The organism is Klebsiella sp. PK01, assembly GCF_057624675.1.
Window position 1 is genome coordinate 224,125 of sequence record NZ_JBYEZM010000002.1, and the last position, 19,549, is coordinate 243,673.

Here is a 19,549-nt window from a genome sequence, read left to right on the forward strand (position 1 = left end):
TCCTCTATTTAGCCGACAGGGCGCCGCGCATGCAAAATGCACAGAAGGTCATTTCGACATATCGCCGCAAGCGCATTCTGGTGTGCCTGGCCGTTGCATTTCTGACGCTTGCCGTCACCCTGACAATCCGATTTATTTCACAGCGTAGCCAAAATCAGCAGCGTATCCAAACGGTGACCCGCAATATGGTGATCGCGATGGACAATATCCTGCAACCGCTGGCGGCAAAACACGCTACCCTGCTAAGTATGGTCGGCAAACCCTGTCAGGATGTACATCTTGAACTGCGTAAAACCGCAGCCACGCTACAGACCGTGCGCTCAATCATCCTTGTTCAGTCCGGGATGGCCTACTGCTCCAGCATTTTTGGCCCGCGCCATGTGGCCATTCATCAGCTACAGCCCACACTGCCGACGGTAAAGCCGCTGCTGGCCTTTTCAACCGACAACTCACTGCTCAAAGGCACGCCGGTACTGATCCAGTGGTATCCCTCCTCCGTGAGCGGCGCCGACGGCGCGTTGTTAATTATTAATATCGAGCTGCTTGGCGAATTGATTCTCAAAGAAAAATCATCGCTCATAAGCGACATCAGCCTCACTGTAGGCAACAAGAGCTTTCTCAGCGATGTCGGCGTCGTCGAAAGTCATCAGTTGCCGGGTCTGCCGATAATTTACCGGCAAAGTTCCAGCCAGTTCCCCTTTACCATCAACATCAGCGGCCCGGGAGCCTCCGCGGTGGCCTTAGAAGAGCTGCCCGCTGAATTACCGCTGGCGCTGATGTTCAGCCTGTTGATGACCGGTATCGCCTGGCTGACGACCGCAGGACGAATGACTTTCTCGCGCGAAATAACCCTGGGTATCGCCGCCCACGAGTTCGAGGTATGGTGCCAGCCGCTGCAGGATTTACGCACCCAGCAGTGCTGCGGCGTGGAAATTTTGCTGCGCTGGAACAATCCGCGCCGCGGCAATATCTCACCGGATGTTTTTATTCCTATTGCTGAAGGCTACAACCTGATAGTCCCCCTGACCCGCTACGTCATCGCCGAAACCGCCCGCCGGCTACATTATTTCCCGCAGGATGCCAATTTTCATATTGGTATTAACGTGGCGGCGCGTCATTTCAGTAATGGCGAACTGCTGCGCGATCTGCACACCTATTGGTTCAGCGCTAATCCGGTACAGCAGCTGGTAGTCGAGCTGACTGAACGCGATGTCCTGCGTGAGGGAGATCACCACATGGCGGAGCACCTGCATTTTAAAGGCGTCCAGCTGGCCATTGATGACTTCGGCACCGGCAACAGTTCTTTGTCCTGGCTGGAAAAACTCCGCCCGGATGTACTGAAGATTGATAAGTCTTATACCGGCGCCATTGGCATTGATGGCGTCAACGCGACGGTGACCGATATGATTATCGCCCTGGCGCACCGGCTCAAAATCGTCACCATTGCCGAAGGGGTCGAAACTCAGGAACAGAAGATTTACATGCGCAGCCACGGCGTGGATTTACTACAGGGATATTATTATGCCCGCCCGTTACCGGTAGAGGATTTTCCGCGCTGGCTGGCGGAGGAGAAACACCGTCTGGCGGCGACTGGGGGTAAAAAACAACCCGCCGGGCAAGTTTAGCCCGGCGGGTTCGACATTACTCTTCTTCGTCGTTATCGTGTACGGTTTTAATAACCCGTACCAGATCGACGCGGTAATCGTTCGCTTCAACAATGGTAAACTGCAGCGGCGGCAGTTCCACAACATCGCCTACCCGCGGGATATGGCCGTTCGCGGAGATAACCAGCCCGGCAACGGTAGCGATATCATCGTCTTCGTTGACCAGGTCGTCCAGCCCCAGCGCCTGCTGCAGCGCGTGGAGGTCGGTTGAGCCTTTGATTAACCACCCCTCGCCATCCAGCACAATTTCCGGCGTTTCATCCGCATCCGGGAACTCACCGGCAATCGCTTCCAGGACGTCCAGCGGCGTCACCAGCCCCTGCACCACGCCAAATTCGTTGGTGACGATGACAAAGCTACCGCGCGCCCGGCGCAGCACGCCCAGCAGGTTGATCGGGTCCAGCGTTTCCGGCACCACAATCGCCGGAGAAGCGGAAGCCATTGCGGCAACGTTCTCCCCCGCTTCCAGCGCCACCAGCATCTCTTTGGCGCGTACAATACCGATGATTTCATCAAGCTCGCCGCGGCAAACCGGGAACATGCTGTGTGGAGACGAAAGCAGCTGGCGACGAATTTCTTCTTCGCTCTGTTCAGCATCCACCCAGCTAATTTCGCCTCGCGGGGTCATGATGCTGCGCAATGAACGCTGCGCCAGGGTCAGCACGCCGTTAATCATATAGCGTTCTTCTTCAGCAAACGCGCCTTCCGGCACCGGCACTGCCGCCGGGCTATCGCTATCGTGCGCGACGGCCGCCTGTTTGCGACCGCCCATCAGGCGCAGAATCGCATCAGCGGTACGCGCGCGCAGCGGCAACGTCGACTGGTGGCGGATAAAGTTACGCCGCGCCACCTGGTTAAAGAACTCAATGGTTATCGAGAAGCCAATCGCCGCGTACAAATAGCCCTTAGGAATATGGAAGCCAAAGCCTTCAGCCACCAGACTCAGACCAATCATCAGCAGGAAGCTAAGACACAGCACGACAACCGTCGGGTGCTGGTTCACGAAGCGGGTTAACGGCTTCGAAGCCAACAGCATCAGGATCATCGCAATAACGACCGCAGCCATCATCACCGGCAAATGGTTCACCATGCCGACGGCGGTAATCACCGCATCAAGTGAGAAGACGGCATCCAGCACCACAATTTGTAGCACTACCACCCAGAAGCTGGCATAGCCTTTGCCGTGGCCGGCATCATGCTGGCGGTTCTCCAGTCGTTCATGCAACTCTGTCGTCGCCTTGAATAGCAGGAAGATACCGCCGACCAGCATGATCAGATCGCGCCCGGAGAACGAAAAATCGCCTATGCTTATCAAAGGCTTGGTCAAGGTGACCATCCACGAGATAACCGAGAGCAGCCCCAGACGCATAATCAGCGCCAGCGACAGGCCGATGATACGTGCCTTATCACGCTGTTTTGGCGGCAGTTTATCGGCAAGGATGGCGATAAAGACCAGGTTATCGATACCCAGAACAATTTCGAGGACCACCAGCGTCAGCAGGCCAGCCCAAATGGTGGGATCCATTAAGAATTCCATGAGCGGCTCCCGTTAACGACAGCGGTAGTCATCGCGATGTCATGCACCGGCGAAACAATAGTTGCTGGTAAAAAAGCGTGTGAGGTAGAGGCGGCAGACGAGTGCCTGAGGGTGAAAAGACGTCGATGACGGTCCATACGGCGGGCTATGCCCTATACTCCTGAGTAATTAAACGGAAGCTAAACATAGCAAAATATAGCGCAGAATTGGCAAAAATTTACCTGTCTTTGCAATAGCTAAGGCTATTTTTTGCGCTGCGAAATTATTGATTATCGAAGCGTAATTTACGGAGCTCCATCACATTAATTATTTTTTCACTATCTAAAATAATTCGCGGTAGTAATTAAATTAGATCTTACACCCTTACTGAATCGATTTTTCCACAAGAGTGATTCAGGATGTATCAGACCAGATGATGCATTCACCATAATAACGGAGGTAGCAAGTGACGATTGCTATTGTAATAGGCACACATGGTTGGGCTGCAGAACAACTGCTGAAAACCGCAGAAATGCTGTTGGGCGAGCAGGAAAACGTTGGCTGGATCGATTTCGTTCCCGGTGAAAACGCCGAAACGCTCATCGAAAAGTACAATGCACAGCTGGCAAAACTGGATACCACAAAAGGCGTGCTGTTCCTCGTCGATACGTGGGGCGGTAGTCCATTCAACGCGGCAAGCCGCATTGTTGTTGATAAAGAAAACTATGAAGTGATCGCTGGCGTCAACGTCCCGATGCTGGTCGAAACCTTCATGGCCCGCGACGACGATCCGTCGTTTGATGAGCTGGTGGCGCTGGCGGTGGAAACCGGTAGCGAAGGCGTGAAAGCGCTGAAAGCCAAACCGGTTGAAAAAGCGGCACCGGTGCAGGCGGCCGCGCCAAAAGCGGCGACACCCGCTAAACCGATGGGTCCAAATGATTACATGGTGATTGGCCTGGCGCGTATCGATGACCGTCTTATCCACGGCCAGGTTGCGACCCGCTGGACCAAAGAGACCAACGTCACCCGCATTATCGTGGTCAGCGATGAAGTCGCCGCCGATACGGTGCGTAAAACGCTGCTGACCCAGGTGGCTCCTCCGGGCGTGACCGCTCACGTTGTTGATGTCGCGAAGATGATCCGCGTTTACAACAACCCGAAATACGCCGGCGAGCGCGTCATGCTGTTATTTACCAACCCAACGGACGTTGAACGTATTGTTGAAGGCGGCGTGAAAATTACCAGCGTCAACATCGGCGGTATGGCTTTCCGTCAGGGTAAAACGCAGGTGAATAACGCGATTTCGGTCGATGAAACCGATATCGAAGCATTCAAAAAACTGAATGCCCGCGGTATTGAACTGGAAGCGCGCAAAGTTTCCACCGACCAGAAACTGAAAATGATGGATTTGATCGCCAAGGTGGATAAATAACCCGGCGCTCGCGAGCCAATTTTCACTTTAAGACTTAATCAACAGGAGAAGTACAATGGAGATTACCCTTCTTCAGATTGTGCTGGTGTTCATCGTCGCGTGTATTGCGGGTATGGAGTCGGTACTTGATGAATTTCAGTTCCACCGTCCTCTGGTCGCCTGTACCTTAATCGGCGCCGTTCTCGGCGACATGAAAACCGGTATCATCATCGGCGGTACGCTGGAAATGATCGCCCTGGGCTGGATGAACATCGGTGCGGCGGTTGCGCCTGATGCCGCGCTGGCGTCCATTATTTCTACCGTACTGGTTATTGCCGGCCACCAAAGCATCGGCGCCGGTATCGCGCTGGCTATCCCGCTGGCGGCGGCAGGCCAGGTTCTGACCATTATCGTGCGTACCATCACCGTTGCCTTCCAGCACGCGGCGGATAAAGCCGCTGAAAACGGTAACCTGACGGCCATCTCCTGGCTGCACGTTTCCTCGCTGTTCCTGCAGGCGATGCGTATCGCCATCCCGGCGGTTATCGTAGCCATCTCTGTCGGCACCAGCGAAGTTCAGGGTCTGCTGAACGCTATTCCGGAAGTGGTAACTGGCGGTCTGAACATCGCGGGCGGTATGATCGTCGTCGTCGGTTACGCGATGGTCATCAACATGATGCGCGCGGGCTACCTGATGCCGTTCTTCTACCTCGGTTTCGTCACCGCGGCCTTCACCAATTTCAACCTGGTTGCGCTGGGGGTGATTGGTGCCGTCATGGCCATTCTCTACATTCAGCTGAGCCCGAAATATAACCGCGTAGCGGGTGCCCCGGCTCAGGCGGCTGGTAACAACGATCTCGATAACGAACTGGACTAACAGGTGAGCGAAATGGTTGATATGACTAAAAATACCACCGAGAAAAAACTCACTCAGAGTGATATTCGTGGCGTGTTCATTCGTTCTAACCTGTTCCAGGGTTCATGGAACTTCGAACGTATGCAGGCGCTGGGCTTCTGCTTCTCTATGGTTCCGGCAATCCGTCGCCTGTACCCTGAGAACAACGATGCGCGTAAGCAGGCTATTAAGCGTCACCTTGAGTTCTTCAACACCCATCCGTACGTCGCGGCGCCGGTACTCGGCGTAACCCTGGCGATGGAAGAGCAGCGTGCTAACGGCGCGGAAATCGACGATGGCGCAATCAACGGTATCAAAGTTGGCCTGATGGGGCCGCTGGCAGGCGTCGGCGACCCGATCTTCTGGGGTACCGTACGCCCTGTATTCGCCGCACTCGGCGCCGGTATCGCGATGAGCGGTAGCCTGCTCGGTCCGCTGTTGTTCTTTATCCTGTTCAATGCCGTGCGTCTGCTGACCCGCTACTACGGCGTAGCATACGGCTATCGTAAAGGCGTGGACATCGTTAAGGATATGGGCGGCGGCTTCCTGCAGAAACTGACTGAGGGGGCGTCAATCCTCGGCTTGTTTGTCATGGGAGCTCTGGTCAACAAATGGACGCACGTTAATATCCCGCTGGTGGTTTCCACTATCACCGGTCAGGATGGCCAGACTCGTGTGACCACCGTGCAGACCATCCTTGACCAGCTGATGCCGGGACTGGTGCCACTGCTGCTGACCTTCGCCTGTATGTGGCTGCTGCGTAAGAAAGTCAACCCGCTGTGGATCATCGTTGGCTTCTTCGTCATCGGTATCGCCGGCTACGCGGTCGGCCTGCTGGGTCAATAATCGTCACGTTGTAGGCCGGGGACAGCTTTGTCCCCGGCTTTTTTTTAGCGTTAAAACGTGCGCCTGTGCGAAGGCCCACGCAGTCTGGAGGATCAATGGCAATCACGGAGCTGGTGCTCATTCTGTTTATCGTCGCCCTGGTGGCTTTCGCTATCTACGACCAATTCATCATGCCGCGCCGCCATGGCCCCACCCTGCTGTCAATCCCCCTGCTGCGTCGTGGACGGGTCGATGGGATGATTTTCGTCGGCCTGACGGCAATTCTCATCTACAACAATATCGCCAGCCACGGTGAAATAATCACCACCTGGTTATTATCTGCGCTGGCATTAATGGGGCTATATCTGTTCTGGATCCGTACGCCGCGAATTTTGTTCAAAAAGAGCGGCTTTTTCTTTGCCAACGTGTGGATTGAATATCCGCGGATTAAAGCGATGAATTTGTCGGAAGACGGCGTACTGGTGATGCAATTAGAGCAGCGGCGCCTGCTTATTCGCGTACGAAATATCGACGACCTGGAAAAAATATACAAATTACTTATTAATAGTCAATAACTTACAAAGATAGCCTGCGCTATATTTCCGTCATTTATTGCTGTCGGAATATATAGCCATGGCTATATTTACTCACCGCTCCTCGTTATATTATTTAACCAATCCTTCACTTAATATTTTAAATGAAAATCGTTATCATTTATTGTTGCTAATATTATTTTTCTGTGATTGTTTTATCTTCTAAAAATATGTTAAGGTTGCGCCCGTCGTTGGGGAGTAGCCGATTTTCCGCAGGTGGAAAATGTACGTGTCAACATACTCGTTGCAAAACGTGGCACGTACGGGTTGAGCGGTCGTTCAATCAGGCGAGACCATAGATACATCACTGCTGTACGTTATGCTCAAGCTCCGCGTATGTTTACTGGGGGCAGCGATGTGTCATATGGATATTCCCCGGTCAGGACACGCTCATGAACATATCTGCCACTATTCTTCTTGCCTTCGGCATGTCGATGGATGCGTTTGCCGCTTCTATCGGTAAAGGCGCCACCCTGCATAAACCTAAGTTCTCCGAAGCGCTGCGTACCGGTCTTATATTCGGCGCGATCGAAACCCTGACGCCGCTGGTCGGCTGGGGCCTGGGCATGTTGGCGAGCCAGTTTGTGCTGGAGTGGAATCACTGGATCGCGTTCGTACTGCTGGTGTTTCTCGGCGGGCGAATGGTCATTGAAGGTTTTCGCGGCGGTGATGACGAGGAGTGTGAAGCGCCGCGCCGCCACGGCTTCTGGCTGCTGGTGACCACCGCATTCGCTACCAGTCTTGATGCGATGGCGGTCGGCGTGGGTCTTGCTTTCCTGCAGGTCAATATTATCGCCACCGCGCTGGCTATCGGCTGCGCCACCTTTACCATGTCGACGCTGGGAATTATGGTTGGCCGCTTTATCGGCCCGCTGCTCGGCAAACGGGCCGAAATTCTCGGCGGTATTGTGCTAATCGGTATCGGCGCACAGATTCTGTGGAGCCATTTCGCCCCTTAGCGCTTACGCTTCGCGCTGCCAGCAGTGGATCATGAAATCGGTCTGGCAGCCAAAAGTTTCCTGCTCGCGCAGTGACTCACGAACTTCCGGTTTCGCTCGCCAGGCAAACGGCGTCATCTGCAGCAATGCTTCCGCCTGCGCGCCGCTCAACTGCATCGGATACGCTAACTGCTGCTCATGACGCAACGTAAAGCCCGGCATTGCCTCCCGGTTCTGTTCATGCAGACGAACTTCATCGTAGATCAGCCCTTTCAGCTCCATCAAATGGCGCGGCCCCGGCGTGGCGGTTATCACCCAACCGCCAGCTTTCACTACACGCGCTAATTCGTCCGCGTTACAGGGCGCATAAATACGCACGACGGCATCCAGAGAGCGATCGGCAAAAGGCAACCGTTGGCTGGAAGCCACGCAGAATTCGACCTGCGGGTAACGTTTAGCGGCGGCGCGGATCGCCGACTTTGAGACGTCGAGGCCGAAACTGCGTGCGGCAATGGCGGCGAAAGCATGCGTGTAGTATCCCTCGCCGCAGCCGATATCCAGCAGCTCGCCTGGCGCGAAAGTCCGCAGATAGCCGCAAATCGCCTCGCGCAACGGCTGATAATATCCACCATCAAGGAAGGCGCGACGCGCCTGCATCATCTCAGCGCTATCGCCCGGGTCACGTGAACGTTTGAACTGCACCGGCAGTAAATTGACATACCCTTCCTTTGCCAGATCGAACTGGTGCCGCTGCGGGCAAATATAGCTATTTGCGCTGCGGCTAAGCGGCGCGTGGCATAGTGGGCAGGTATAAGACATGATAACTCCGGTGGCGCTGAAAGGGCGAAAGTGTAGCGCTATTCGCCCTCGCAGACCACTGTTACAACGCGGGAGCCAGATCCTCGCGGTTATGCATGACGATAAGATTCTCAGAGCCTTGCGGCATACCGTCTGGCATCACGTTTTCCAGGCGTAACACATCGCCCATGATCTGGCTGAACACCGGCGCGGATACCGCCCCACCGTAGTATTTACCGTTGCTGGGGTCGTTTATCACCACCACCAGCGCAAACTTCGGCTGACTGGCCGGCGCCACGCCGGCGGTGTAGGCGACATATTTATCGATATATTTTCCGTCAGGGCCAATTTTCTTCGCCGTGCCGGTTTTCACCGCTATCCGATAATCACGTACCGCCGCTTTTGTACCGCCGCCGCCCGGCAGCGCCACGCTCTCCATCATATGTTCAACTTCATGCACGATCTCTTGCGGCATGACTCGCGTACCGATGACAGGCGGGTCGATACGGGTTATCGACAGCGGGCGCTCAATACCGTAACCGCCGATCGTCGCATAGACATGCGCCAGCTGCAGCGGGGTTACCATCAGTCCATAGCCAAAGGCGAAGGTGGCGCGATCCAGCTCACCCCAATAACGGCGATGCGGCATTAACCCGGAGCTTTCGCCGGTCAAACCAAGCCCGGTCGGGTCGCCAAAGCCAAAGGCCTTATAAGTGTCGATCAAGTGTTGCACCGGCATTGCCAGTGAGAGGTGCGAAACTCCTGTATCGCTCGATTTTTGCAGGATACCGGTGAGCGTCAGCTCGGGATAATAACCCACGTCGCGGATGCGATGACCATCAAGCGTAAAGGGATGGGTATCGACGACGCTATCCGGCTGCACGATACCCTGCTGTAACGCGGTCATAATCACCAGCGGTTTGACCGTTGAACCCGGCTCAAAGGTATCGCTGATAGCGCGATTTCGAAAATCATCGAGCTGGGCGCTGTCGCGGTTATTAGGGTTAAAATCCGGGTAGCTGGCCATCGACAGGATTTCGCCGGTATCAATCTTGATCAACACCGCCGCGCCTGATTCCGCCTTATTCCAACGCACGGCATTATCCAGCGCATCCTCCGTGACCGTTTGCAGCCGCTCGTCGATACTAAGTTGCAGGTTATGTGCCGGAACGGCGGCCTGCTCGGTAATATTTTCTATCACATGACCGTGGCGGTCTTTGCGCACCAGCCGACGCCCAGGCGTGCCCATGAGCTGTTTGTTAAAACTTTTCTCAACTCCCTCAATCCCCTGATTATCTACGTTGGTAAAGCCCAGCAGGTTGGCGGCGACGTGTCCGGCCGGATAAAAACGGCGGGACTCATCGCGCAAATAAACGCCCGGGAGGTGCAATTTATCGATCCAGTCGGCCTGTTCCGGATTAACCTGGCGCGCCAGATAGAGGAATCGGGCATGGGGATGCGACTGCACCCGATGAGAGAGCTCAATAAGATCGAGATGCAATGCTTCCGCCATAGCCTGCCAGCGCGGGCCATAGCCGACGCCGCCCTTCTCCAGCATGGTCTGTGGATCTATCCAGATTGCGCTTACCGGCACGCTCACCGCCAGCGGGCGTCCTTCACGATCGCTGATAGTTCCGCGCATTACGGCAATGGGTTCTTCGCGCAGCGAACGCATATCCTCTTGTTTAACCAGATTATCCGGAGAGACGATTTGCAGCCAACCTACCCTCGCCAGCAGAAATCCAAGACATCCCAAAATCGCCACACACAGCAACCCAAAACGGATAGGGAGAAAATTTGTGGCGGACTTACTTTTATTCTTTTGCACCGTAGCTCCAGCATTATTTTGCAACCACCTGATTTAACAGAAAATTGGCAAAACAGACTGCTAAACAGTGCTAATAAGGGTGATGTTTTGCAACAAAGCGCGTCGGAGGGGAAATATTGGAAATACTTTGCAACAGATGCTAAAAAGCCCCGCAGTAGCGAGGCTTTCTTACAAGATGAGTGGTCTTGAATCAGATAGCAGTTACGTTAACTGCAGCCGGACCTTTCTGGCCGTCCTGAATTTCGAACTCAACGTTCTGGCCTTCAGCCAGAGTTTTGAAGCCGTTACCCTGGATTGCAGAGAAGTGTACGAACACGTCTTTGCTGCCATCAGCCGGAGTAATGAAGCCAAAACCTTTAGACTCGTTGAACCACTTAACTTGACCTTTAATCTTTGCCATTTGCAAAATTCCTTAAACTGTTTTCTTCACCCGCAGGTGCTTACATAGATAAAACTGACACATAACTGCATGAGGCACTAATATAAGGTTCGGCAGAGAAGCGGTATTCAACGACAACGTGTTTACTCAGGACTTCTTTACTGAAAATGCCACACATAAACAGAACTGTACCTCGTTTAACCCGAAACGTGTTATCACACACAACGTAAATAATGGCAAGCCATTTTTAAACGTGTCACGATCGTTCGCACAAATTATCAGGAAATCATTTGATCGCCTGCACATTTATGCGTCTTTGCCGCGCCTGGCTTATCTTTGCATTGTTACCAAACAAACAATAACGTATGCCTGATAAATGCAACTTTTTTACCATAGCTCAACAACTTCTGTTCGTCCAGGTACGTACGTATACGAACTGCCATATTTAAGGGGGCGCAGCGGCGTATTGTGCATAATGATGCGAAAATGGCGCTGAAGAACAAGAGGAAATCGCCTGAACTATGCCAGTAGTAGAGTTAATTAAACCGCTAACTCGTTACCACACAAATATTCGCTAAAATAGACGTTAATAATGAAACATTAATGACAAAGTATTGCCAGCAGGCAATAGAAACGTTTCGTTATTACTTTTTTTGATTAGCTCAAAAGATTATTCAATATGTGAAATAGAGCATGGATGTTTAATCCATTAAACGGAAACAGTTTGAGGCGGAATAAGGGATTATATAAGAATAAGTTATAGCAAAATTTTATGACACTCACAGGCGCGCACATGATGTGCACACCTGTTCATCAACTTAACGTTCGGCAACGAGACGAATGAAATCGTCGTCGTTTTTCTCCTTCTCAGCCGCTGAAGGTTCAGCAACCTCTTCTTTCTCCGGCTCATTGGCTTCACAGAGACGGCGCAGCAGCGCATTCTGCCGCTTTTGTTGATCCAACAGCGACTGCAGCAGTTCGATTTGCTCATTGCTACGTGAACTGGCGCGATTCACAAAGAACCACAGCAGCAGCCCCACCAGCAGCAGTACAACGGAAAGCGCCAGAGACGCCAGACTTACAATCCCAGGATTCAATAACTCACTCATTTCACCACCTCAAAGAGAAGGCGTTCATTCTACCACCCGCGCGGCAGAAGAAAATCCGTCGGCACAAAAATGTCTTACCAGGGGATGAACTTGTTAATAGCGCAAATACCGCTGAAAAATTGCACATCCTGATCGCACATTACGTTAAGCATCTGAGTCCACAGCAGTAAACAGCCCGCTATGACAACAATCAGCAAAACCCAGCGTAATTTTTTCACTCCACTCTCCGTACCATAATCAGATGTTGCCAGGATAACACGGCCTTCTTAAACCGCGGCTAACTGTAATACGAAAGGCGAGTTTAGGAATCATAGACTTGTATCAAATAATGTTCGTGCCAGAATAAACGTCAGGATCATACAAATAACGAGGCAACAATGCGATTGATCATTCGCTCTATTGTCATACTGGCGATCGTCTGGATTGGCGTATTATTAAGCGGTTATGGCGTATTAATTGGCAGCAATCAGAATGCTGGCGGGCTGGGACTACAGTGCAAATACCTGACGGCGCAAGGCATCACCACCGCACAATATGTTCACTCTGATAGCGGTATTATCGGCATTACCAACTGCCCGATTCTGCGCAAAAGCGTGAAGGTTATCGATCAGGGTTAATACAAGTGGAGCTACAGCATCGCGCTGTAGCTCCCGCTGACTATCAGAACGGATAATTGTTATAACCCATCTGCTCGGAAATCTTACGCGCGGCGGCATGCAGCATCGCCACATACTCGTGCAAACGTTCTTCAGAGAAGCGCAGCGTCGGGAAGGAAATACTCAAGCCGGCAATCACCACGCCAAAGCGATCGAAGACCGGCACCGCAATACAGCGTAATCCTTCTTCCTGCTCCTCATTGTCTTCGCCATAGCCCTGCTCGCGCACCTGGTCCAGCACTTTCAACAGCTCGCTGGTATCGGTAATGGTTCGCTCGGTGCTACGTTTGTACTCCACGCCCTCCATGATTTGCTCGACTTCCGCCCGCTCGCGCCACGCCAGCAGCACTTTACCAATGGCGGTGCTATACAGCGGATTACGACGACCGATACGCGAATACATCCGCAGGTTATACATGGAATCAATTTTGTGGATATAAACGATGCTGTCTTCATCCAGCGCGCCGAGGTGAATCGTCTCTTTAGTCAGACGCGAAATTTCGCGCATCTGGATATCAGCGCTGCGGATCAGATCAACGTTCTGCAATGCCCGCGCGCCAAGCTCGAACAACTTCAACGTTAAAGAATATTTCTCAGACTCGCCTTCCTGTGCGACATAGCCCAGCGACTTCATAGTCTGTAAAAAACGATACACCGTGCTTTTAGACATCATCACACGCTGTGACAATTCGGTGATACCAATCTCACGCTCTTCGCCCAAAGCCTGCAGGATGCCAAAAACTTTTAATACTGAAGAGACAGAATCTGGCTGTTTATCCATATCAGCAGCTGCCATTGTTCACCTCATCGTAACTGTTTTATAAAATTCAGAACTGTTTTTTATTATAAATTCACATTATGACCGTCGCAATCGTTGTTCTGCGAGTTGGTTACAAATCTGCGACTTATGGTTGAATAATCAATGCTAAAATCATTAATCAGAAAATAGTTTCCTCTAAGACTTAAACTTCACATGGATAAAAAATTTTTGGATGGCCTGCCGGCGCCGCAGCGCTACGGCGCCATTCTGACGATTGTTTTAGGCTTGACGATGGCCGTACTTGATGGCGCTATCGCCAACGTCGCCCTGCCGACGATTGCCACCGACCTCAATGCTTCGCCGGCATCGTCAATCTGGATAGTCAACGCTTATCAAATCGCTATTGTCATCGCCCTGCTACCGCTATCGTTTCTTGGCGATATGGTTGGCTATCGGCGCATCTATAAAATCGGTCTGGTGGTATTTACTATCACCTCGTTGATTTGCGCACTTTCCCGAAGCCTTGAGATGTTGACGCTGGCGCGAGTGGCTCAAGGTTTAGGTGGCGCAGCGCTGATGAGCGTCAACACGGCGCTGATTCGCCTTATCTATCCTAAAAGGCAGCTAGGACGTGGAATGGGCATCAACTCTTTCGTTGTCGCCGTATCCTCCGCCGCGGGGCCAACCATTGCCGCCGCTATTCTTTCGCTCGCCTCCTGGCAATGGCTGTTTTTAATCAACGTACCGCTGGGGATTATTTCTATTTTCCTCGCTATGCGTTTTTTGCCGCCCAACAGCGCCGCCAGCAAAATTACCCGTTTCGATCTGACGAGCGCGATCATGAACGCTCTCACCTTCGGGCTGCTCATCACGGCGCTCGGCGGCTTTGCCCAGGGGCAATCCGGTTATCTGGTGCTCGCGGAAGTCATCGCCATGCTGATTATCGGCTTCTTCTTTGTGCGACGGCAGTTGCGCATGCCGGTACCACTGCTACCCGTTGATTTACTGCGAATTCCGATCTTTTCGCTCTCTATCTGTACCTCAATCTGTTCTTTTTGCGCCCAGATGCTGGCGATGGTATCCCTGCCCTTTTTCCTGCAAACCGTTATCGGACGCAGTGAAGTAGAGACCGGGCTGCTGTTAACGCCGTGGCCATTGGCGACCATGGTGATGGCCCCTCTGGCGGGTTACCTGATAGAGAAAGTTCATGCCGGGCTACTGGGGGCAATGGGGTTGATGATCATGGCCTGCGGCCTGTTTGGCCTTGCGCTATTACCCTCTTCCCCTTCCGACCTCGATATTATCTGGCGGATGGCGCTGTGCGGCGCGGGCTTCGGGCTGTTTCAGTCGCCAAACAACCATACTATTGTCTCCTCCGCGCCAGCTCATCGCAGCGGCGGCGCCAGCGGCATGTTAGGTACCGCACGCTTACTGGGACAAAGTAGCGGCGCCGCGCTGGTCGCCCTGCTGTTTAACCTGGCGGGCGATAGCGGCACCCATACCGCGCTTCTGCTGGCAGGCGCCCTGGCGGTGGTTGCCGCTGCCATCAGCGGACTACGCGTAACTCAACCGCGCGCCGCCTGATAACGCGCGGCCAAAAAAAATCCGCAGCCCGAAAGCTGCGGATTTTTATTTTCAACGTCTGCACGCCAGATTATTTCAGGTATTCCCCGCTGCGCAGCGCTTCAATGCGTTTGTCCAACGGCGGGTGGGTCATGAACAGTTCGCTCATCGACTTCGCTTTACCGTTGATACAGAACGCCATCATGCTGCTCGCTTCCTGCGGTTCATAGCTGGTTTTCAAGCGCTGCAATGCAGCAATCATCTTCTCACGGCCGACCAGTTTGGCGGAACCAGCATCGGCGTGGAATTCACGATAGCGCGAGAACCACATGGTAATGATGCTGGCGAGAATACCGAACACCAGTTCCAGTACGGTAGCGACCGCAAAGTAGATAAGCGGGTTACCGTTGCTGCTTTCGCCTTCATCTTCACGATTACCGCCGAGGAAACCAGCCGCAATCTGCGCGATAACGCGGGAGATAAAGATAACGAAGGTGTTCACTACCCCCTGAATCAGCGTCATGGTGACCATGTCGCCATTGGCAATATGGCTGATTTCGTGAGCGATAACGGCTTCCGCTTCGTCACGGCTCATATTCTGCAGCAAGCCGGTGCTCACGGCGACCAGAGAAGCGTCGCGGCGCGCGCCGGTGGCGAAGGCGTTAATGTCCGGGGCGTGATAAATCGCCACCTGCGGCATGCCGATGCCCGCCTGCTGCGCCTGCTGCGCGACGGTGTTCATCAGCCAACGCTCAGTTTCGTTACGCGGCTGCTCGATAACTTCCCCACCAACCGACTTCAGCGCCATCCATTTCGACATCAGCAGCGAAACGATCGAGCCGCCAAAACCAAACAGCAGCGCCATGATCAGCAGGCCGGTCATGCTGCTCGACTGGATCCCCGTCAGGCTAAGCACCAGGCCAAATACCACCATGACTGCCAGGTTAGTCAGCAGGAAAAGCGCGATTCGCATCATAATATTCTTTTTACCTCGATTTAACAAAACGCACTATGCGATACCCATATCGTATGGGTCAGATGCTAATTTTCAACTATCAGGCCCTGCTAAGTCACGAGAAAGACACAACTTTACATTTTGTAGCATATCGCTGACACCCTGAGAGAGTGTTGACATTTTTGTTGAATAAAGTCGACGGGCAGATGAAGAGAGAAAAAGAAACGGGCACAATCACTTGTGCCCGTTGAGGAGTTATTTGCTAACCGGCGGCTCTACCGGAGGCTGAGCTTTTTCCTGTTGCGCCAGGTCAATGGCGATATGCACGGTCTCATCAAGATACGGATCCGGTTCTTGATAATCCTTCGGCAGATCGTCAATCTTTTTGAGCAGCGGCTTGCCTTCGCGTTTCAGGCGATCGTTCACTCGCGCCAGACGAATTGCATCATCTTCTTCATTCTCTTTCTCACGCTGCGCGTAGTTCAGAGAAACAATATTGCGCTTGTCTTTCATAGCGTTAAAGCGCGCAATATCCTTCATGATGTACTGGAATTCCGGATCTTTCGCGATACGGTCTTCATGGCGCTTAAGCAGTTCAGGTTCGAACGGTTTCATATCGCCGGACTTCACGTAGGTCGCCGGATCGATACTATCCCACGGCAGCGCGTTATCTTCATACTGCTCGCCGGTATCGCGATCTTCTTTACCGGTTGGCATCATGATGTCCGGAGTAACCCCTTTACGCTGAGTGCTGCCGCCGTTAATGCGGTAGAACTTCTGGATGGTGTACTGTACGGAACCTAACGCCGGCCATTCCGGGCGCAACATCTGATCGTAGATACGGTTTAGCGAACGATACTGCTGAACGGTTCCTTTACCAAAGGTCTGCTCGCCGACGATCAGCGCACGGCCATAGTCCTGCATCGCGGCGGCAAAAATTTCCGATGCCGAGGCGCTGAAGCGATCGACCAGGACCACCAGCGGACCTTTATAGTAGACGACACCGTCGGTATCGCTATCTTCGCGAACCTTACCGTTGTTATCACGCACCTGCACCACCGGGCCGGATGGGATAAACAGACCAGAGAGCGAAACCGCCTCCGTCAGCGCGCCACCGCCGTTACTGCGCAGATCGATGACGATGCTGCTGACATTCTGTTTTTCCAGCTTCTGCAGTTGCACTTTGACGTCATCGGTCAGGCCAACGTAGAAGCCCGGGATATCCAGCACGCCGACTTTTTCTTTACCGACGGTTTTGACCGACATCTTAACCGCACGGTCTTCAAGACGAATACGTTCGCGGGTCAGAGTAACAATTCGGGTTTTCGCCCCTTTGCCAGCCGGCAGAACTTCCAGGCGAACTTTGCTGCCCTTCGGCCCTTTGATCAGCGCGACAACATCGTCCAACCGCCAGCCGATGACATCGACCATGCTCTTACCCGGCTGACCGACGCCGACGATACGGTCGCCAACGCTAATCGCTTTGCTCTTCGCCGCAGGACCACCGGCAACCAGTGAATTGATCACCGTATAGTCGTCGTCCATTTGCAGCACCGCGCCAATACCTTCCAGAGACAAGCTCATTTCAGTATTGAACTGTTCGGTGTTACGCGGGGAGAGATAGTTGGTATGCGGGTCGATTTCGCGCGCGAAAGCGGTCATCGCCAGCGAGAAGACGTCTTCGCTGTTGGTTTGGGCCAGGCGACGAATCGCAAACTTGTAGCGACGAGTCAGGGTTTCACGAATTTCTTTCTCGTCTTTACCCGCCAGCTTCAGGCTTAGTTCATCGAACTTCACCTTGGCGTCCCACAACGCGTTAAGCTCGGATTCATCCTTCGGCCACGGTGCCTTGCTGCGATCGAGATTGAAGTTGTCGTTGCCGGTAAAATTCATCGGACGATCCAGTACCTTTAAGGCGTACTGGTAACGCTCAAAGCGACGCTTCTGCGCGAGGTTATACAGGTCGTAGAAAACGTCCAGTTTACCGCTGCGCAGTTCGTCGCCGATTTTATTTTTTTGCGCCGCAAACTGAGAAACGTCGCTGGCCAGCAGCACGTTATGGCTGTAATCCAGCAGATTCAGATAGCGGTCGAAAATTTTTGCCGAAAAGGCGTTGTCGAGATCAAACTGCCGATAATGGGAGCGAGTAAAGCGCGAGGTAACGCGCTCACTCACCGTCGCGTGCTGCGGCTCTTCTTTCAGCACGGGAATTTGATCGACTCGGGTGATATCGTCCACGGCGAAGGCATGGCCTGCTATTGCTAGCAGGCCCGCAAGCGCGGTGAGCTTAAAAAGTTTGTTCATGCCTGGCCCGGCCTCCGTTTCAGAACACCAGGTGTTCTGCGCGTACAATCATTGACATACCAGAAGTCAGCTGTACACGAACGCCATCTTTGGTGATTTCCACAACGGTGGCGTCCATTGCGTTGTTGCCTGCTTTCACCTTCAGAGCCTGACCGACGCTCAATACAGAGACGTCAGACACCGGGGTAAGGCGTTGCTCTTCACGCGGTGCTTTGGCAGCTGCAGGACGCGGCTTACGCTGTTCACTACCTTCTTTACGGCGAGCCTGCGGCTGAGGACGCGGTTTACGCTCGCGGCGTGCCCCTTCTTCCTGCTGGCCTGCCGCGGCAGCGGCTTCGCGCTTCTTCGCCTGCTGGCTGGCGCGCTGCGCCTGAACGCGGGCTTTGGCTTCTTCGAGCTGCTGACGGGCGTGAGCAACGTGTTGCTCTTCCAGTTCGCCGCACGGGTTGCCGTCGAGATCGACGCGAATCGCTCCCGCTTTCACGCCGTACAGATAACGCCAGCTCGAAGTATAAAGACGTAAGGCAGCGCGCAGTTGGGTTTTGCTGAGATTCATCTCGCCGCCAACTCGCTCTACAAGATCCTGAAAAATACCGATTTTCAGGGGGCGCGCTTCGCCTTCAGCGCTGAAACACTGAGGAAAACGTTCGGCCAGAAACGCGATTACTTCTTTACTGCTATTCAACTTAGGTTGATTTTCCATGAAATTTCCTGATTACAACGGACGTAGCCAACAAGCCGCAGGCATGAACAGGCGTCATTATAATGACGTCATCGCTAAATGCTACGTTATCCGTTGATTATCCTGCGACGTGGGCAAAGATTTTTTGATAATCGGTCGCCGCAATCAGCGTTTCAAGGCGCGAGACCAGCTCTGCAAGCCCCTGTTCGTCTTCTGCGGTGAAGCGGGAATACGCCGTGCTATCGATATCCAGTACGCCGATAATCTGATTATTCACCTGCAACGGAAAGACGATTTCCGAATTGCTGGCGGCGTCACAGGCGATATGGCCATCAAAGGCATGGACATCTTCCACGCGCTGGACGCGGTTCTGCGCCACGGCGGAACCGCACACGCCGCGGCCGACAGGAATACGTACACAGGCCAGCTTACCCTGGAACGGCCCCAGCACCAGCGTGTCGCCTTCCAGCAGGTAAAAACCGGCCCAGTTGACCTCTTCCAGGCGTTCAAACAACAACGCGCTGGTATTGGAGATCATTGCCAAAAAACTGGTTTCGCCTGCCATAAGCGCCTGGAAATCGCGGTTCAGATCCGCGTAGAATTCTGTTTTGTTCATTTTTTAATCACTTAGTTGTCTTACTATCTCATCTGCAGATGCCTACTAAAATAAGCA

General features: G+C 53.2%; 18 protein-coding genes, 2 pseudogenes and 1 riboswitch. Of the genes and pseudogenes, 8 read left to right on the top strand and 12 right to left on the bottom strand.

All coding sequences use genetic code 11. The features are described from left to right. Positions 1 to 29 precede the first annotated feature (29 nt). Positions 30 to 1,625 carry an EAL domain-containing protein gene (locus AC22LX_RS06315; RefSeq protein ID WP_045390398.1) on the top strand — a complete coding sequence of 532 codons (1,596 nt, stop codon included), beginning with the start codon at positions 30 to 32 and terminating at the stop codon, positions 1,623 to 1,625. Between the two features lie 16 nt (positions 1,626 to 1,641). On the opposite strand, the gene yoaE is transcribed toward AC22LX_RS06315, so the two are convergent. After that, the gene (gene yoaE, locus AC22LX_RS06320) at positions 1,642 to 3,201 is read right to left on the bottom strand and encodes a CNNM family cation transport protein YoaE (protein ID WP_045390395.1); all 1,560 of its coding nucleotides are present in this window, start codon (positions 3,199 to 3,201) and stop codon (positions 1,642 to 1,644) included. Positions 3,202 to 3,646: 445 nt separating this feature from the next. Between yoaE and manX the strand changes: the two genes are divergently transcribed. The 5 genes from manX to mntP all read left to right on the top strand — a co-directional run bounded on the left by manX (position 3,647) and on the right by mntP (position 7,863). After that, complete coding sequence (gene manX, locus AC22LX_RS06325; protein WP_045390392.1) at positions 3,647 to 4,612, top strand: PTS mannose transporter subunit IIAB; 966 nt, start codon at positions 3,647 to 3,649, stop codon at positions 4,610 to 4,612. 55 nt (positions 4,613 to 4,667) lie between these two features. Further along, positions 4,668 to 5,468 carry a PTS mannose/fructose/sorbose transporter subunit IIC gene (locus tag AC22LX_RS06330; RefSeq protein WP_015366039.1) on the top strand — a complete coding sequence of 267 codons (801 nt, stop codon included), beginning with the start codon at positions 4,668 to 4,670 and terminating at the stop codon, positions 5,466 to 5,468. 12 nt (positions 5,469 to 5,480) lie between these two features. Further along, positions 5,481 to 6,332, top strand: coding sequence for a PTS mannose transporter subunit IID (locus AC22LX_RS06335; protein WP_015366038.1), 852 nt, complete (start codon positions 5,481 to 5,483; stop codon positions 6,330 to 6,332). Positions 6,333 to 6,427: 95 nt separating this feature from the next. After that, positions 6,428 to 6,886 carry a DUF986 family protein gene (locus tag AC22LX_RS06340; RefSeq protein ID WP_487333880.1) on the top strand — a complete coding sequence of 153 codons (459 nt, stop codon included), beginning with the start codon at positions 6,428 to 6,430 and terminating at the stop codon, positions 6,884 to 6,886. A 199-nt stretch (positions 6,887 to 7,085) separates the two neighbouring features. Next, positions 7,086 to 7,235, top strand: a riboswitch (yybP-ykoY riboswitch). A 61-nt stretch (positions 7,236 to 7,296) separates the two neighbouring features. After that, the gene (gene mntP, locus AC22LX_RS06345) at positions 7,297 to 7,863 is read left to right on the top strand and encodes a manganese efflux pump MntP (protein ID WP_045390386.1); all 567 of its coding nucleotides are present in this window, start codon (positions 7,297 to 7,299) and stop codon (positions 7,861 to 7,863) included. Positions 7,864 to 7,866: 3 nt separating this feature from the next. Here the strand turns inward: mntP and rlmA are convergent, their stop codons facing one another. The 6 genes and pseudogenes from rlmA to mgrB form a co-directional block, all read right to left on the bottom strand. Then, entirely contained in the window at positions 7,867 to 8,661 is a 795-nt protein-coding gene (gene rlmA, locus AC22LX_RS06350) for a 23S rRNA (guanine(745)-N(1))-methyltransferase (protein WP_047077762.1), read from the bottom strand. Positions 8,662 to 8,722: 61 nt separating this feature from the next. Continuing rightward, positions 8,723 to 10,468, bottom strand: coding sequence for a peptidoglycan glycosyltransferase FtsI (gene ftsI, locus AC22LX_RS06355; RefSeq protein WP_047066878.1), 1,746 nt, complete (start codon positions 10,466 to 10,468; stop codon positions 8,723 to 8,725). Positions 10,469 to 10,658: 190 nt separating this feature from the next. After that, positions 10,659 to 10,868 (bottom strand): transcription antiterminator/RNA stability regulator CspE, encoded by a 210-nt coding sequence (gene cspE / locus AC22LX_RS06360; RefSeq protein WP_001062678.1) that lies wholly within the window; start codon positions 10,866 to 10,868, stop codon positions 10,659 to 10,661. A 12-nt stretch (positions 10,869 to 10,880) separates the two neighbouring features. Then, a pseudogene (locus tag AC22LX_RS06365) lies at positions 10,881 to 11,025 on the bottom strand (DUF2627 domain-containing protein). 640 nt (positions 11,026 to 11,665) lie between these two features. Then, the gene (locus AC22LX_RS06370) at positions 11,666 to 11,956 is read right to left on the bottom strand and encodes a YebO family protein (protein ID WP_045390380.1); all 291 of its coding nucleotides are present in this window, start codon (positions 11,954 to 11,956) and stop codon (positions 11,666 to 11,668) included. 74 nt (positions 11,957 to 12,030) lie between these two features. Next, positions 12,031 to 12,174 (bottom strand): PhoP/PhoQ regulatory lipoprotein MgrB, encoded by a 144-nt coding sequence (gene mgrB / locus AC22LX_RS06375; protein WP_015366032.1) that lies wholly within the window; start codon positions 12,172 to 12,174, stop codon positions 12,031 to 12,033. Between the two features lie 159 nt (positions 12,175 to 12,333). Here mgrB and AC22LX_RS06380 point away from each other — a divergent pair, with 159 nt between their 5' ends. Next, a complete protein-coding gene (locus AC22LX_RS06380) occupies positions 12,334 to 12,573 on the top strand; it encodes a YobH family protein (protein WP_015705933.1) in 240 nt (79 codons plus the stop codon). Between the two features lie 43 nt (positions 12,574 to 12,616). Here AC22LX_RS06380 and kdgR read toward each other — a convergent pair whose 3' ends face one another. Next, positions 12,617 to 13,408 (bottom strand): DNA-binding transcriptional regulator KdgR, encoded by a 792-nt coding sequence (kdgR, locus tag AC22LX_RS06385; protein ID WP_045390378.1) that lies wholly within the window; start codon positions 13,406 to 13,408, stop codon positions 12,617 to 12,619. A 177-nt stretch (positions 13,409 to 13,585) separates the two neighbouring features. On the opposite strand from kdgR, the gene AC22LX_RS06390 reads away from it, so the two are divergent. Beyond that, positions 13,586 to 14,956 carry an MFS transporter gene (locus AC22LX_RS06390; RefSeq protein ID WP_487333881.1) on the top strand — a complete coding sequence of 457 codons (1,371 nt, stop codon included), beginning with the start codon at positions 13,586 to 13,588 and terminating at the stop codon, positions 14,954 to 14,956. 70 nt (positions 14,957 to 15,026) lie between these two features. Here AC22LX_RS06390 and htpX read toward each other — a convergent pair whose 3' ends face one another. From htpX to AC22LX_RS06410, 4 genes and pseudogenes are all read right to left on the bottom strand, one after another. Further along, positions 15,027 to 15,911: a protease HtpX gene (htpX, locus tag AC22LX_RS06395; protein WP_045390374.1), complete on the bottom strand. Its 885-nt coding sequence runs from the start codon at positions 15,909 to 15,911 to the stop codon at positions 15,027 to 15,029. Positions 15,912 to 16,145: 234 nt separating this feature from the next. After that, on the bottom strand, positions 16,146 to 18,194 hold the full coding sequence (gene prc / locus AC22LX_RS06400) for a carboxy terminal-processing peptidase (RefSeq protein ID WP_045390372.1): 2,049 nt from the start codon (positions 18,192 to 18,194) through the stop codon (positions 16,146 to 16,148). Positions 18,195 to 18,213: 19 nt separating this feature from the next. Further along, complete coding sequence (gene proQ / locus AC22LX_RS06405; protein ID WP_015366026.1) at positions 18,214 to 18,897, bottom strand: RNA chaperone ProQ; 684 nt, start codon at positions 18,895 to 18,897, stop codon at positions 18,214 to 18,216. A gap of 81 nt (positions 18,898 to 18,978) precedes the next feature. Next, positions 18,979 to 19,492: pseudogene (locus AC22LX_RS06410) on the bottom strand (GAF domain-containing protein). Positions 19,493 to 19,549: the final 57 nt, after the last annotated feature.